The 14,777-nt window shown below is 72.6% G+C and carries 14 protein-coding genes; 4 read left to right on the forward strand and 10 right to left on the reverse strand.

The genetic code is table 11. The features are described 5' to 3' along the window. Window positions 1-21 precede the first annotated feature (21 nt). Together AB0637_RS22735 and AB0637_RS22740 are read left to right on the forward strand one after the other, a co-directional pair. Entirely contained in the window at window positions 22-708 is a 687-nt protein-coding gene (locus AB0637_RS22735; RefSeq protein WP_366174973.1) for a phosphotransferase, read from the forward strand. A gap of 32 nt (window positions 709-740) precedes the next feature. Next, on the forward strand, window positions 741-1,391 hold the full coding sequence (locus tag AB0637_RS22740) for a methyltransferase domain-containing protein (RefSeq protein WP_366174974.1): 651 nt from the start codon (window positions 741-743) through the stop codon (window positions 1,389-1,391). A 3-nt stretch (window positions 1,392-1,394) separates the two neighbouring features. On the opposite strand, the gene AB0637_RS22745 is transcribed toward AB0637_RS22740, so the two are convergent. The 4 genes from AB0637_RS22745 to AB0637_RS22760 form a co-directional block, all read right to left on the reverse strand. After that, window positions 1,395-2,231, reverse strand: a complete 837-nt coding sequence (locus tag AB0637_RS22745; protein WP_366174975.1) for an SGNH/GDSL hydrolase family protein — start codon at window positions 2,229-2,231, stop codon at window positions 1,395-1,397. 31 nt (window positions 2,232-2,262) lie between these two features. Continuing rightward, on the reverse strand, window positions 2,263-2,952 hold the full coding sequence (locus AB0637_RS22750; RefSeq protein WP_366174976.1) for a hypothetical protein: 690 nt from the start codon (window positions 2,950-2,952) through the stop codon (window positions 2,263-2,265). A 141-nt stretch (window positions 2,953-3,093) separates the two neighbouring features. Continuing rightward, window positions 3,094-5,013 (reverse strand): heavy metal translocating P-type ATPase, encoded by a 1,920-nt coding sequence (locus AB0637_RS22755; RefSeq protein ID WP_366174977.1) that lies wholly within the window; start codon window positions 5,011-5,013, stop codon window positions 3,094-3,096. Continuing rightward, the gene (locus tag AB0637_RS22760) at window positions 5,010-5,426 is read right to left on the reverse strand and encodes a metalloregulator ArsR/SmtB family transcription factor (protein WP_366174978.1); all 417 of its coding nucleotides are present in this window, start codon (window positions 5,424-5,426) and stop codon (window positions 5,010-5,012) included. Before AB0637_RS22760 ends, AB0637_RS22755 begins: the two co-directional genes overlap by 4 nt. Window positions 5,427-5,532: 106 nt before the next feature. Between AB0637_RS22760 and AB0637_RS22765 the strand changes: the two genes are divergently transcribed. Together AB0637_RS22765 and AB0637_RS22770 are read left to right on the forward strand one after the other, a co-directional pair. Beyond that, window positions 5,533-6,255, forward strand: coding sequence for a dienelactone hydrolase family protein (locus AB0637_RS22765; protein WP_366174979.1), 723 nt, complete (start codon window positions 5,533-5,535; stop codon window positions 6,253-6,255). A gap of 59 nt (window positions 6,256-6,314) precedes the next feature. Further along, complete coding sequence (locus AB0637_RS22770) at window positions 6,315-7,964, forward strand: alpha-L-arabinofuranosidase C-terminal domain-containing protein (protein ID WP_366174980.1); 1,650 nt, start codon at window positions 6,315-6,317, stop codon at window positions 7,962-7,964. Between the two features lie 2 nt (window positions 7,965-7,966). On the opposite strand, the gene AB0637_RS22775 is transcribed toward AB0637_RS22770, so the two are convergent. From AB0637_RS22775 to AB0637_RS22800, 6 genes are read right to left on the reverse strand one after another with little or no spacing between them, the layout of a single operon-like run. Then, the gene (locus tag AB0637_RS22775) at window positions 7,967-8,869 is read right to left on the reverse strand and encodes an aminoglycoside phosphotransferase family protein (protein ID WP_366174981.1); all 903 of its coding nucleotides are present in this window, start codon (window positions 8,867-8,869) and stop codon (window positions 7,967-7,969) included. 35 nt (window positions 8,870-8,904) lie between these two features. Continuing rightward, window positions 8,905-9,735, reverse strand: a complete 831-nt coding sequence (locus AB0637_RS22780) for an ABC transporter ATP-binding protein (RefSeq protein WP_366174982.1) — start codon at window positions 9,733-9,735, stop codon at window positions 8,905-8,907. Next, complete coding sequence (locus AB0637_RS22785) at window positions 9,732-10,658, reverse strand: ABC transporter ATP-binding protein (protein ID WP_366174983.1); 927 nt, start codon at window positions 10,656-10,658, stop codon at window positions 9,732-9,734. Before AB0637_RS22785 ends, AB0637_RS22780 begins: the two co-directional genes overlap by 4 nt. Beyond that, on the reverse strand, window positions 10,655-11,683 hold the full coding sequence (locus tag AB0637_RS22790) for an ABC transporter permease (RefSeq protein WP_366174984.1): 1,029 nt from the start codon (window positions 11,681-11,683) through the stop codon (window positions 10,655-10,657). Before AB0637_RS22790 ends, AB0637_RS22785 begins: the two co-directional genes overlap by 4 nt. Window position 11,684: 1 nt before the next feature. Next, window positions 11,685-12,695, reverse strand: a complete 1,011-nt coding sequence (locus AB0637_RS22795) for an ABC transporter permease (protein WP_366174985.1) — start codon at window positions 12,693-12,695, stop codon at window positions 11,685-11,687. 9 nt (window positions 12,696-12,704) lie between these two features. Then, window positions 12,705-14,549, reverse strand: a complete 1,845-nt coding sequence (locus AB0637_RS22800) for an ABC transporter substrate-binding protein (protein WP_366174986.1) — start codon at window positions 14,547-14,549, stop codon at window positions 12,705-12,707. Window positions 14,550-14,777 lie beyond the last annotated feature (228 nt).

A 14,777-nucleotide genomic window follows, 5' to 3' on the forward strand; every position in this document is an offset into this window, starting at 1 on the left:
CACCAGGAGGAAGGAGGTTCCGTGGACGAGGAACGCCTGCCGCACGGCTCGACGAACGCGACCCGCCGCGACGCCGGCGTCGTCACCAAGCGCTACCGGGGGCCCGACGCGGAGCGGCGCCAGCGCGTCGAGGTGAGCGCCCTGCGGAACCTCGCGGGGACCTTCCCCGTCCCGGCACTGCTCCACGAGGAGGCCGGCCGGATCGACACGGCCCACGTGGCCGGACGACCGGGTCAGGACCTGCTGGAGGTCGCACCCGACGCCGTCCTGCACAGCGTCGGCCGCGCCGCGGCGCGCCTGCACTGCAGCGACAGCAAGGCCTTCGCGGCAGGGGGCGAACTCGGCCCCGCCGTACCCGGCGCGGTCCCCGTCCACGGAGACTTCGGTCCTCAGAACCTCCTCCTGGACCCCGAGCCGTTCGAGGTGACCGCGGTCGTGGACTGGGAGTTCGCACACCTGGGCGACGGCGTCCTCGACCTCGCCTGGGCCGAGTGGATCGTCCGGACGCACCACCCCCACCTCGTCCGTTCCCTCCCGAGGCTCTTCGACGGCTACGGCGCGGAACCGGCGTGGGACCGGCGCAAGGCCGCGATGGTGGCCCGGTGCGAGTGGGCGCTGGCCTTCGTCACCCGGTGGGACCCGGACGAGGAGTCCGCGCGCAGCACGTGGCGGGACCGGCTCACCGCCACCCTCGCGTTCGCGCCGTGAGCCCCGACGCGCACGCCGCCTACGGTGGGGCCGTGGACGACTCCGACCTCCTGCAGCAGACGCGGCACGCGTACGACACCGTCGCCCGCTCCTTCGCCGACCTGCTGCCGGGCCTGGACGCCGAGACCGCGCTGGACGTCGCCGTCCTCGACGACTTCGCCGCCCGCTGTCGCGCCGCCGGCCCGGGGCGGGTCGCCGACGTGGGCTGCGGGACAGGGCGTGTCAGCGCCCACCTCGCCGCCGCCGGTCTGGACGTCGTCGGGTTCGACCTGTCCCCCGGGATGGTGCGGACGGCCCGCGAGGACCACCCCGGCCTGGTCTTCGAGGTCGCCCCGCTGCACGCCCTGCCCCTGGCCGACGGGGCCCTCGGCGGACTGCTCGCGTGGTACAGCCTCATCCACACCCCGCCGGCCGGTCTGCCGGCCGCGGCGGCGGAGTTCGCGCGGGTCACCCGGCCGGGCGCCGCGCTGCTGACGGGTTTCCAGGCGGGCGCCGGGGAACGCGTCGTCCGCTCGAGCGGGTACGGCCACGACGTGGAGTTCACGAACCACCGCCACGACCCCGGGCGGGTGGCCGAGGCGCTGACCGCGGCGGGTTTCGACGTCGTGGTCCGCGTGCACCGTGCGGCGCAGGGGTTCGAGAGCACCCCGCAGCACTTCGTCACCGCCGTTCGGCGGCCCTGAACCTCACGACGCCCCGGAACCCCCGGCCCCGACCACCGGCGGGGTGCGCACCTGCCTCCGGTGCTGCAGGGGAGGCAGCCAGCGGGTCAGCAGGGCCTGCGCGATCGCGGCGTGCCCCAGCGCGCTGGGGTGGTCACCGTCGAGGGCGAGCAACGGCGTGGGGTCGACCGTCCCGTCGTCTCCGTGGAAGACGGGACCGAGGTCGAGGTACGTGTCGGCGTGCCGGGCCGCAACGGCGGCCAGGGCCGCGTTCACCAGGGCGGTGAGCTGGACCTGCGCCGCGGCCTGCCGCGGGGTGTAGACCGCCCGGCCCACCGCGCCGTCGAGCCCGACGGCCCAGTACCCGGTCACGAGCACCTGCGGGTGGCGGGGCGAGGTGTCGAGGTCGGCGAGCAGGGCGTCGACGGACCGTGCGACGTCGTCCACGCCGGCCTGCACCCGCGCCGTCCAGGTTGCGGTGGCCGCCGTGCGCGCGGGATCGGGGACGGCGGTCACGAGGGGTTCGACGTCGTTGGCGCCGATCGTCAGCACGACGGCGTCGGCCGACTGGAGCGCCTCGTGCAGCGCGGGTTGCCGCGCGGCGGCGAGGGCGTCGGCCGCGGTCGCCCCGTCGATCCCGTCCGTCCGCACCGTGACGGGGATGCCGGTGGACGAGGTGATGTCCCGGCCGAAGCGGGTGGGGAACCCGGTGCAGCCGCAGGCGTGGGCGGCGGTGACCGAGTCCCCCAGCGCCACGACCTCCAGGGGCGCCGCGGTCGCGGCCGCCGCCGACGGCACGGGAAGGGCCGCCAGCAGGGCGGCACCGACGACGAGGGCGGAACGGAGTCGCCACCTGGGCACGGGAACCTCCTGTCCGTCCGGCCGCGGGAACTCACGGCAGGACGTTGACGGCACGGGCGATGACGAGGGCGGCGATGCAGAGGGCGGTCGCGCTCTGCACCAGCATGAGCATCTTCGCCCAGCGCGTCCACGGCATCGTGTCGGTCGGGCTGAACGCCGTGGAGTTCGTGAAGCTGAGGTACAGGTAGTCCGGGAACGTCGGTTCCCAGTCGGGTGGGGCGACGTCCGGGGTCGCCATCTGCGGGAACAGGAAGTCGACCTCGGTGTCCTGCCCCTCCTTGCGGGACAGGGGCCCGCCGCGGTCGAGTTCCCAGTACCAGAGCGCGAACGTCACGACGTTCGTCAGGTAGACGGCGCCGCCCTCGGACAGCAGTCCCCGGGGGCTGTGGGTGGCGTCGCCGTCCACCAGGTGGGCGACGAGCAGCACGGCGCTCGCGCCGTTGGCCAGGCTGGCGACGGCGACCAGGAGCAGGCTCGCCCGCCGGAACCACGCGCTGCCCCGTTCCAACCGGAGCGGGTTCGCCACCGTGAGCACCACCAGGAGAACGGCTTCCACCGCGGGCAGCGCCCACCGGTTCCCGAGGGCCAGGTGGGCCGGGAGCCACAACTGCAGCCCGATGAGGCCCGCCACCGTCACCTGGACCGGCCAGCGGGATTCCCCGGGGGTGGGTCGTCTCCACGCCGGGACCTTCGCGGCGGGACCGCCCTGGAACTCGCTCACCGGCTCACGGTAGGGCCTGCCCGGCGGCCCGCGGGTCCGACGAGGCGCCGGTCCCCCGGGTTCCGGGCGACCGGTGGGTCCGGGCCGGGAGCATCCTCGACGGTGCCTGCGCGTTCCGTCGACGTCCCCGGTGGCGCCGGGTCAGGAGTCCCAGGCCTTACCCCGCAGCAGGCGCAGCCCGTTGAGGGCGACGACGACCGTCGAACCCTCGTGGCCCGCGACGGCCAACGGCAGCGGGAGGTTCCCGACGAGGTCCCAGCTCACGAGCACGACGATGAACGCGGCGGCGATGACGAGGTTCGCGACGACGGTGCGGCGGGCACGACGCGACAACGCCATGAGGCGGGGGACGGCCTCGATCTCGTCCCGGACGACGACGACGTCGGCGGTGTCCAGCGCGAGGTCGGCGCCGTGCCGGCCCATGGCCACGCCCGTGGCGGCGGTGGCCAACGCCGGCGCGTCGTTGACGCCGTCGCCGACGAGCAGCACGCGCTCCCCGGCGTCCTGCAGGTCGCCGACGAGGCGGCTTTTGTCCGCGGGCAGCAGGCGCGCGTGGACGGCGGTGATCCCGGTGCGGACCGCGACGTCCCGCGCGACGGCCTCGTCGTCCCCCGTCAGCAGGTGGACGGGGTGCGGGGTGAGGGCCGCGGCGGCGGCAACGGCACCCGGGGAGGCCGGGCGGAGACGGTCGACGAGCGTGATCGTCCCGACCAGGGCCTCGTCGAGGTGGACGGCCACGACCGTCCCCCTGCCCACCTCGCCCCGCGGTCGTTCGGCGCGGTCGACGCGGACGGTGTGACCGTCGGCGGAGGCGACGACCCCGCGCCCGGGCAGCGCGCGGAAGTCGTGCGCGGCGGGGACCTCCAGGCCGCGCTCGTGCACCGCCCGCAGGACGGCCCGGCCCAGGGGGTGCTCGCTGAACTGCTCGGCCGCGGCGGCCGCGCGCAGCACCTGGTCCTCGTCGAGGCGACCGGTCGTGGTGACCCCGGTGACCTCCGGGGCCCCCTCGGTCAGCGTGCCGGTCTTGTCGAAGGCGACGACGGTGGTGCGCCCGACCGCCTCCATGACGGTGGCCGACTTCACGAGCACCCCGTGGCGACCGGCGTTCGCCATGGCCGCCAGCAAGGGCGGCATCGTGGCCAGCACGACCGCGCACGGGGAGGCGACGATCATGAAGGTGATGGCCCGCAGGAGCGCGTCCTCGAAGGAGCTGCCCGCGACCACGACGGGGGCCGCCAGCACGACGAGGGTGGCGACGACGACCCCGATCGAGTAGCGCTGCTCGACGCGTTCGACGAACAACTGCGTCCTGGCCTTGGTGGCGCTGGCCTGCTCCACCAGCGCGACGACGCGGGCGATCACCGACTCCCCCGCCGGCCGGTCGACGCGCACCCGCAGGGCGCCGGTGCCGTTGACGGTCCCCGACAGCACCTCGTCGCCCGGGCCGCGGGGCACCGGGACCGACTCGCCGGTGACGGCCTGCTGGTCGACGTCGGACAGCCCGTCGAGGACCGTTCCGTCCGCCCCCACGCGTTCGCCGGGGCGGACCACGACGACGTCGCCGACGACGAGGTCGCTCACGTCGACGACCTCCTCCGCGCCCGTGGCCGCGTCGACCCGGGTGGCGCGTTCGGGAGCGAGGGTCAGCAGCGACGTGACCGAGTCGGCCGTCCGCTGGGTGATGACCGCCTCGACGGCCCCGGAGGTGGCGAAGATGACGATGAGCAGGGCGCCGTCGAGGACCTGCCCGATCGCGGCGGCGGCGATCGCGGCCAGGACCATGAGCAGGTCGACGTCGAAGACCTTCTCCCGCAGGGCCTGCAGCCCCGCCCAGCCGGGTTCCCAGCCGCCGGCGGCGTAGCAGGCGAGGTAGGCGGTCCAGACGGCCCAGGTCGGGGCGCCGCCGAGCTGGAGGGTTCCGCCCACGAGGAACAGCAGCAGGGCGAGGGCGGCCCAGCGGACCTCCGGGAGCCGCACCCCCGTGCGCAGGATCGACGGGGGCCGGGGCAGGACGCGGCCCGACCGCTCGGGGACCGGTCGGGAGGTCAGGGTCGTGGTCACGGGGCGGGGCACTCCCCCACGGGTGCGGACGGGGGCCGGTGCGGGTGCGGCGGGGTCGGCCCCACCCCGGCGCGCTGGTGGGCGGTCTTGGGTTCCAGGGCGTGCTCGGCCTGGAAGACGGCCTCGGCCACGAGGTTGCGGGCGTGCTCGTCGGTGAGGCGGTAGTGGACGCGGTTGCCGTCCTGGCGGGTGCTCACCATGCGCCCCCAGCGCAGCTTGCTGAGGTGCTGGGAGACGGCGGTCGGGCTCTTGCCGACGATCTCCGCCAGCTGGTTGACCGGCAGTTCGGTGTCCCGCAGGGCGAGGACGATGCGGATCCGGGTGGGGTCGGACAGCAGGGAGAACACGTCGGCCGCGGCGTCGACGTACTGGCTGTCGACCCCCAGCGTGCACCTCTTCGCATCTTCACTCATGCGCAGATGGTCGAACAGTCCGGCCGGCACGTCAAACCGCGGGTCCGCCGCGCCGCCGGGGGCTCGGTCCGCGACGATGCTCGCGACCGCCACCCGAGGAGACCCGATGCCCGCGACCACGATCCCCGGAGGGGCCACCGCGCCCGTCCTCGACGCCCACCTCGCCGTGCCCGCCGTCGGAACGGGGCCGTGGCCGGCGGTCGTCGTCCTGCACGAGGCCTTCGGCCTCACCGACGACACCCGCCAGCAGGCGGACCGCCTCGCCGCGGCCGGCTACCTCGCCGTCGCGCCGAACCTCTTCACCGCCGGCGGGGTGCGGTGCCTGCGGTCCACGTTCTCGACGCTCACCGCGGGCCGGGGTCCGGCGTTCGAGGACATCGAGGCGACCCGCCGCTTCGCGGCCGAGCACCCGCAGTCGACGGGGACCGTCGGCGTCCTCGGGTTCTGCATGGGCGGCGGTTTCGCCCTCGTCGCGGCCACGAGGGGTTTCGACGCGGCCGCCCCGAACTACGGCCGTCTGCCGCAGGACGCGGCGGAGGTGCTGCGCGGTGCGTGCCCCGTCGTGGCGAGCTACGGCGGCCGGGACCGCACCCTGCGCGGCGCAGCCGGACGTCTCGAACGGGTCCTCGCGGACGCGGGCGTCGACCACGACGTGCACGAGTACCCCGACGCGGGCCACTCGTTCCTCAACCGGCACACGGGCCCCCTCACGGTCCTCGAACGCGTCGCGGGCTTCGGCTACCACCAGCCCTCCGCCGAGGACGCCTGGCGGCGCATCCTCGTCTTCTTCGCGACCCACCTGCAGGGAGCCGCCGGGAACGATCGGTGACCGCGCGTCGTCTGCACGGGTGAGAACGATTCCCGCCACCGTCGTCCCGAGGAGCCCCGTTGAGCACGAGCGAGTCCGCAGTCCCCACGACCGCCTCCCCCACCGCGACGGTGGAGGGTCTCGTCGACCTCGAACTGCCCGGCCACACCATCAGCCGTCACGTCTACGGCCACTTCTCCGAGCACCTCGGTCGTTGCATCTACGGGGGTTTCTTCGTGGGTGCGGACTCCGAGGTGCCGAACGAGGACGGCATCCGCCTGGACGTCGTGGAGGCGCTGAAGGCGCTCGACATCCCCAACCTGCGCTGGCCCGGCGGCTGCTTCGCAGACGACTACCACTGGAAGGACGGCATCGGCCCGCGCGACCAGCGCCCCACGATGGTGAACTCGCACTGGGGCGACGTCGTGGAGGACAACTCCTTCGGCACCCACGAGTTCATGCACCTGTGCGAACTGCTGGGCACCGAACCGTACGTCTCGGCCAACGTCGGGTCCGGCACGGTCAAGGAGGCCAGCGACTGGGTGCAGTACCTGACCCGCGGCGACGACTCGCCGATGGCCGCGCTGCGGCGTGCGAACGGTCGCGAGGAACCGTGGCGCGTGCGCTTCTGGGGCCTCGGGAACGAGCCGTGGGGTTGCGGTGGGCGCATGAGCGCCGAGGCCTACGGCGAACTCGCCCGCACCTTCGGCACCTACAGCCGGGACATGGGGACCAACGAGCTCTACCGCATCGCGGCGGGGGCGGCCAACGCCGACTACCGCTGGACCGAGGTGCTCATGAAGGCCCTGGGACGCCGGCTCGGCGGGGCCGAGGACCCGGGTTTCGGGAACGGCGCGTTCCAGGCCATCTCGTTCCACTGCTACACCGTGGCGGGCAGCTGGGAGGAGAAGGGCAGCGCGACGCAGTTCGACCTCGAGCAGTACTACGCGACCGTGCTGCAGGCCCAGCGCATCGAGGAGGTGCTCGCCGGCCACGCGCGCGTCATGGACGTGTACGACCCGGCCGGGGAGATCGGCCTGGTGCTCGACGAGTGGGGCACGTGGTTCGACGTGGAGCCGGGCACCAACCCCGGGTTCCTGTTCCAGCAGAACTCGTTGCGCGACGCCCTCGTGGCTTCGCTGCACTTCGACGCGTTCCACCGCCACGCGGACCGGCTGGTGATGGCGAACATCGCCCAGACGGTGAACGTGCTGCAGGCGATGCTGCTCACCGACGAGGAGTCGGGCGCGCTCGTGCTGACGCCGAGCTACCACGTGTTCGAGATGAACAAGGGGCACCACGACGCGGCGAACCTGACGGTCCACCTGCGCGGCGACCTGCCGACGCGCACCCTGCCCGACGTCCGGGGGCTGGGCGGGCACGGGCCGGCCGGGCACGGCCTGCACGAGCGCGGCCCCGCGGAGCTCACGACGGTATCGGTGTCGGCGAGCCGGAAGGACGGGCGGGCGCTGTTCTCGGCGACCAACCTCGACGCCGAGGCGCCGGTCACCCTGCGGCTCGCGCTGCGGGGCACGACGGGTGGCCGGCCCACGGCCCGCCTCCTCACGGCCGACGCCCCGCAGGCGCACAACACGCCGCAGCGGCTCGACGCCGTCGTCCCGCGCGACCACGGCGACGGGGTGCGGCTGGAGGGCGGTCCCGGTGCGCAGACCCTCGTGCTGGAACTCCCCCCGCACTCGTTCGCCACCGTCGAGCTGCCCCTGCCCTGACGTCAGGCGCCGAGACCGGCCACGGCGTCGGCGGCCGCGAGGGTCTGGCAGCCGAGGGGTTGCAGCCCGATCGCGGTGCAGTGCAACCCGCTCGCCACCCGTTCGACGACCCCCCACTCCCAGACCGCGACGGGGTCGGTCCCGGTGCGGGCGGCGAGCCGGTGGGCCCTCTCGACCGGGTCCCCCTGCAGGAGGTCCACCGGGTCGCCGCGCATCACCGTCCCGAGGTCGCACTCCGGTTCGGCCAGCACGCCGTCGGGGTCGACCAGCCGGAACCCCGACCCGGCCTCGAGGGCGTTGAGCTGGTGCACGTCGCCGTGAACGAGGACGGCCCGCTCGTCGTCGTGCGCGGCCTCCCGGCGGCCGGCGCAGGCCACCGCGTGCTCGACGGCCCGTTCCGAGCACGGGTGGCCGAGGTCCTCCCAGGTCTGCGTGACGAACGCGGCGAGGTGCCGGGCGCGGTCCGCACCCGTCGGCAGGTCCGCGCCCGGCGCCGGTCGCCACACCCGCGCGACGGTGTCGCACAGGAGGGCGTGCCGCTCGCCGGTGGGCAGCCCGAGGGCGATCATGGGGCGCCCCAGCCGTTCCAGCAGCAGGGCGCCGCGGTGGGGGTCCGCGTCGAGCAGCGCGACGGTCCCCCGCCCGGCGCCCAGCCGCAGTGCGGTGGTCTCGTGCCGGGCGGCGGCGCCGTCCCCCTGGGGCAGGACCAGCTTGAGCACGACCGGCCGTCCGCCCGCCGTGACCGCCTCGGCCACGAAGGCCTCCGTGGCCCCGTCCAGGGTCCGCCCCACGACGAGGTCCCAGCGACGTTCGAGGTCGCGGACGAGCTCCGGCAGGCCGTCCAGCCAGGACTGCGCGGCCGCGGCGACCGCGTGCCGCCGCAGCACCTCCGAGACGTCGAGCACGGTGCCCCCTCCCGTCCCCCACCGACCGGGTGCCGTCACACCCGGCGCTTGAGGCTCCCCTTGAGGTCGGGGACGTCCGCCAGCAGACGCTTCGTGTAGTCCGCCTGCGGGGCGAAGATGACCTCCTCCGTGCTGCCGCGTTCGACGACCTTGCCGTGTTCCATGACGGCGACGCGGTCGGCGAGGTAGCAGGCCTGGCCGATGTCGTGCGTGATGAACAGCACCGTCAATCCGAGGTCGTCCTTGAGGTCGTGCAGGACGTTGAGGACGTTCACGCGCAACGTCGCGTCGAGCATGCTCGTCGCCTCGTCGGCCAGCAGGACCTTGGGCCGCATCATGAGCGCCCGGGCCAGCATGACGCGCTGGCGCTGCCCCCCGGAGAGCTGGTGGGGGTACTTGTGCAGCGCCTCCGCGGGGGTGAGGCCGACGTAGCCGAGGCACTCCTCGATGAGGGCGTCCGCCTCCGCGCGTCCCACGGAGGCCAGGGCCAGGCTGCGGCGCAGCAGACCCCCGACCGGGAAGAACTGGTTGAAGGAGGCGAAGGGGTCCTGGAAGACGGCCTGCACCTCGCTCCAGTAGGCGCGCAACTGCTTGCCGCGCAGGTTCGTCACATCCTCGCCGCGGAACGAGATGGTCCCCGACGTGACGGGCATGAGCCGCAGCAGCATCCGGGCCAGCGTCGACTTGCCCGACCCCGACTCCCCCACGACGGCCAGCACGTTGCCGGCCGGGAAGTCGAGGGACACGTGGTCCACGGCGACGACCTTCGTCCCCGCGACGTGGAACTCCTTCACGACGTCCCGGCACGCCAGGACGCTCCCGGTGGTCACGTCCCCGCCCGTCGTCCCCGTGGTCCCGGTCGTCATCGCAGGTCTCCTTCGGTGGGCTGCGGTCGGGTCCGGCGGTCGCGGCCCCGTGTGCGGGTCTCCTCGGTCGGGTCGAGCACCGAGGACAGCAGCTTCTTCGTGTAGGGGTGCTGCGGGTCGTGGACGAGCTGTTCCGTCGGACCCGTCTCGACGATCCTGCCCGCGTTCATGATGGCGAGCTTGTCCGAGACCTGGGACAGCACCGGCAGGTCGTGCGTGACGAACACGACGCCCGACATGATCCGCTGCTCGACCATGGCCAGCAGCATCTCCACCAGCATCCGCTGGCTCGACACGTCCAGCGCCGACGTGGGTTCGTCGGCGATGAGCAGCCGGGGGTTCAGCAGCGTCGAGACCACGGTGATGACGCGCTGCTTCATCCCGCCCGACAACTGGTGCGGGTAGGAGTCGAGCACGCGAACCGGCATCTCGAGCATCTTCAGCCGGTCGCGGGCGAGGTCGAGGGCCTCGTCGCGCGTCACCGACCGGTCGTGCGCCCGCATGACGTCGTGGACGAGGTTGCGCACCCGCAGCGTCGGGCTGATGGCGTTCATCGCGCCCTGCGGGAGCATCGACACCACCCCGCCGCGGTACTTGCGCTGCCGCTTGAGGTCCTGCTCACCCCGCAGGGTCGTCAGGTCGATCTGCTCGCCGTCGATCTCCAACGTGCCCTCGACGACGTACAGGGGCGGGTTGGCGATCATCGCCAGGGAGTTCCCGAGCGTGGTCTTGCCGCACCCGGACTCCCCCGCGAGACCGAGGATCTCCCCCTCCCCCAGTTCGATGCTGACCCCGTCGACCGCGGTGAAGTCGCGGTCCCCGCCGCCGTAGACGGCCCGCACGCCGACCGCTCGGGCAAGCAGCGTCGGGGTACCCGCGCCTGCTCCCGAGACCGGTGCGCCGGAGGCTCCCGTGGTGCTCACGACCGTCCTCCCTCGTCCGCCGTCCGCGCCCGGCCGGCGCCGACCCCGGCCCGCGGCGCCGCCGTCGGCCTGCCCGCGGCCGCGGCCTGGGCCTCGGCCAGGCGCCGGGCCTGCGTCTGCTTCATCTGCTTGCGCTTGCCGCGGCGCAGCCGCGGGTTGAACACCTCGTCCAGGCTGGCCTGCAGGAGCAGGAACCCGAAGGAGACGAGCGTCAGGACGATCGTCGGCGGCAGGAACGCCCACCACGCACCGCTGGCGACGGCCTGGAAGGCCAGGGCCCAGTGCAGCTGGGTGCCGAGGGAGTCCGCCCCGGCCGGGCCGAGCCCGAGCATCGAGAGCGCCGCCTCGGCCAGGATCGCGCCGGACACCTGCAGGACGAACGCCATGACGGCGTAGGACAGGATGTACGGCAGGACGTCCCGGACGAGGATGCCGCCCAGCCGGGCGCCGGACAGCCGCGCCACGTCGATGTGCTCCCGGGTGGCGACCGAACTGGCCTGGGCGCGGACGGCGCGGGCCGTCCACGGCCACGACGTGATCCCGATGACCACCGCGAGCGACCACATGGTGCTCTTGGGCAGGGAGATCGAGATGAGGATCAGGACGATGATCGACGGGATCGCGAGGACCACGTTCGTGATCCCCATGAGCAGCTCCTCGAGCCACCCGCCGACGTAGCCCGCCAGGAGGCCGATCGCGACGCCGATGAACGTCGCGATGACGCCGGCGACGAGCCCGATGACGAGCGAGGTGCGGGTGCCCGCCATGAGCACCGCGAGCACGTCGTGCCCGAAGTTGTCGGTGCCGAAGAGCAGTCCGTTGCCCGGCGGGTCGTAGAGGGAACCGACCTTCTCGCTGGAGGAGGTCGGGTAGAAGTAGCCCGCGACGCCGAGCAGGAGCACGAAGACGACCAGCGCCAGCGCGACCCAGAAGCGGGCGGAGAAGTTCAGGCTGCGGAAGGGGTTCGACCGCGGCGCGACGGCCTCGTCGGCGGCCACGACGCTGGAGACGTTCGGAGTGGACATCTCACTTCTCCCCGGAGGCGGCCGCGCGGATGCGCGGGTCGACGATGCCGTAGACGATCTCGACCAGGAAGTTGGCCGCGAGCACCGCGAGCGTGATGATGAGCGTGATCGCCTGGATGACCGGGTAGTCGTTCTGCGAGATGGCGTTGAACAGCAGCGTCCCGACCCCCGGGTAGTTGAAGACGAGTTCGGTGATGAGCGCGCCGCTGACCAGCGTCCCGATCGACAGGGCCAGCCCCGTGATCTGCGGGAGCATCGCGTTCCGGAAGATGTACCGGGTGATCCGGTTGTCCCCGATGCCCATGGCGCGGCCGTAGTTGACGTAGTCCCCGCCGAGCTCGTAGATCGCCATGGAGCGCATCCCGACGGCCTGACCCCCGATGAAGACGACGACGAGGGACAGGAACGGCAGCCAGTAGTACTGCAGGGCGTCGGTGAGGAAGGACAGCGAGAACGCCGGGCTGTTGCCGAGGGAGTAGGCCCCGCCGACGGGGAAGATCCCGGCGACCACGGCCAACCCGTACAGCAGCAGGATGGACAGGCAGTAGTACGGCATGGCCGACAGGAACAGCGACGAGGTGAAGACGCTGCGGTCCCAGTTGCCGCCCCGGAAGGCCGCGACGGCGCCGACGACGTTCCCCAGCACCCAGCCGATGACGATCGCTGGGAGCTGAACCGCGATCGACCACGGCAGGGCCTGTCCGAGCAGCGAGTTCACCGACGTCGGGTACGACGCGAACGACGTCCCGAGGTCGCCGGTGAACACCTTCCCCAGGTAGGTCAGGAACTGCTGCCAGAGGGGTGCGTTGAGCCCGAACTGCTGGACGAACCCCTCGTAGATCTGCTTCTGCTGCTCCCCGTTGACGGCACCGCCCCGGGCCAGGTTGGACACGATGACGTCCACCGGGTTGCCGGGCACGAGCCGCGGGAGCAGGAAGTTCAAGGACACCGCCGCGACGAGCGCGACGAGGTACCACAACGTCTTGCGCGCGATGTACTGTCCGAGCTTCACGGTCGGACCTCAGCCCTCGATCTTCTTGATCTTGAAGAGCCAGTCGTTGCCGGCCCCACGGAACATCGGCGGTGCGTAGTTGTTCGCCTGGGTCGGGAAGTTGGTCCAGTTGCTGGCGTTGAACTCGAAGAACTCGTCCGGGCGGTACATGAGCGGGATCGCCGGGGCCTGCTGGCGGTACATGTCGTCCAGGGCGGTGAGCGCCTGCTTCTTCGACCCGTCGTCCGGCGCCGCCGCGGCCGCCTCCAGCAGGTCGTTCACCTGGTCGTTGGTCCACCGCCCGTAGTTGCGGAAGGCCGTCTGACCCAGCGGGGCGAGCTCGACGTTGCTCATGACGTCGCTGAAGCGCTGCCACGGGGTCGCCGGGTTCGTGCCCGACACGTACCAGCAGCACATGTCGAAGTCGCCGTTCGCCACGGACGTCGTCACCTGCGCCTGCTGCGGGAAGTTCGTGGCGGCGTCGATGCCGATGGCCTGCAGGTTCTTGGCGACGATCTCCAGGGCGGCGTTCCAGTCGGTCCACCCCTGGGGGGTGATGAGCTTCCACGGACCGAGGCGCTGTCCGCCCTTGGCGTAGACCCCGTCCGAGCCCTTGGCGTACCCGGCGTCGGTGAGGGTCTTCTCCGCCGTGGTCTTGTCGAAGGACCAGCCGCCGGCCTTGGCGCGGTCGCCGTCGAACCACTTGTCCTCGGCACCGCCGGGGATGATGAGCGAGGCCTGCACGTCGCCGGAGTACCCCGACATCGCCGTCTCGGCGATCGAGGCGTAGTCGATGGCGAAGGCGACGGCGCGACGGACCGCCGGGTCCGCCAGCGCCCCGCGGGTCGTGTTGAAGATGAACATCGGCATCGAGCCCGGGACGTAGTAGGGCTTGTCCTTGAGGTAGGTCCCGACGGGCTTGTTCGACTCCCACATCTTCCAGATCTGCGGGACGAACTGCTGCATGACGTCCAGCTCGCCGTTCTGGAACTTGAGGTTGCCGTCCTCGTTCGACTTGAAGATCGGGTGGATGATCTTCGTGGGGGCCGGCAGCCCGCCGTAGAACTTCTGTCCCCAGTACTTCTCGTTGCGCGCGAGGATGATCTGGGTCTGGTCGGCCTTCTCCAGGGTGTAGGGGCCCGAGCCGAGGAGCTCCGTGGTCTCCCAGCTGGCCAGCTTGTTCCCGGTCTCGGACGCGACCTTCTCGAAGACCTTCTTGGGGAGGATGAACTGGACGGCGAGCTGCTGCAGGATCATGTCCACGTTCTTGCGGTCCTGGTTGATCGCGACCGTGATGGTGTCGCCGCTCGCGGTGATGTCGTCGGCCTCGACCCAGAAGGACGCCACCGTCAGCGTCGGGTCGATCTTGCCGAGCTGGAAGGTGTAGAGGACGTCGTCGGCGGTCAGTGCCGTTCCGTCCGACCAGGTCAGACCGTCCTGCAGGGTCATGGAGACCGACGAGGTGCCGTCGACCTTGTAGTCCGCGGCCAGGCCCGGCTTGAGCTCGCCGGAGACGATGTCGAACCGCAGCAGGGTCTCGTACACGTACTGGGCGACGTTGTTCGCCGCCGGCCAGGCCGGGGCCCCGGCGAACGTGTTGAAGTTGGTGGGCGGGCTGAACTGGAAACCCGCCAGGAACAGCTGGTCGGCTGCGTCGCCCTTGCGGCCGCCGCCGATCTTCCCGTTGTTGCCGATGCCGGGCAGCGTGCTGTCCTTCGTGCCGCCACCGCCACCGCTGGTGCCGCCGCAGGCCGCGAGGGCGACGCCGCCGGCGGCGACGCTCGAGACCGCGAGGAAGCGGCGGCGGGTGGCGGCACCGGCGGTTCCGGGGGTGGACGACGGCGAGGAGTGGGGCGAGGAGTGGGACGGGGTCATGGCAGGTCTTCCTTCCTGGCGGGTGGGTGGTGCAGGGGGCGCGGTGGCCGGTCGTCGGCGGTGACGTCGGCTGCGCGGTGCGACCTGGCGTTCGGTCGGTTCGGTCGGGGGCTGCGGTGCTCGGACAGCGGTGGTCAGACGGTGCGGGTGGTGGGGTCCCAGTCCGCCGGCAGCAGCTCGGCCGGGGTCACGGTGCTGGTGACCGGCACGAACGCCCCCGACTGCGCC

Source organism: Kineococcus sp. NPDC059986, assembly GCF_040702905.1.
In the GTDB taxonomy this organism is placed as follows: Bacteria; Actinomycetota; Actinomycetes; order Actinomycetales; family Kineococcaceae; genus Kineococcus.

Excerpts from the sequence above, each read along its gene's own strand:
- AB0637_RS22760 (WP_366174978.1), bottom strand. The coding sequence starts at position 5,426 with ATGAGTGAAGATGCGAAGAGGTGCACGCTGGGGGTCGACAGCCAGTAC.
- AB0637_RS22765 (WP_366174979.1), top strand. The coding sequence starts at position 5,533 with ATGCCCGCGACCACGATCCCCGGAGGGGCCACCGCGCCCGTCCTCGAC.
- AB0637_RS22780 (WP_366174982.1), bottom strand. The coding sequence starts at position 9,735 with ATGACGACCGGGACCACGGGGACGACGGGCGGGGACGTGACCACCGGG.
- AB0637_RS22790 (WP_366174984.1), bottom strand. The coding sequence starts at position 11,683 with ATGTCCACTCCGAACGTCTCCAGCGTCGTGGCCGCCGACGAGGCCGTC.
- AB0637_RS22800 (WP_366174986.1), bottom strand. The coding sequence starts at position 14,549 with ATGACCCCGTCCCACTCCTCGCCCCACTCCTCGCCGTCGTCCACCCCC.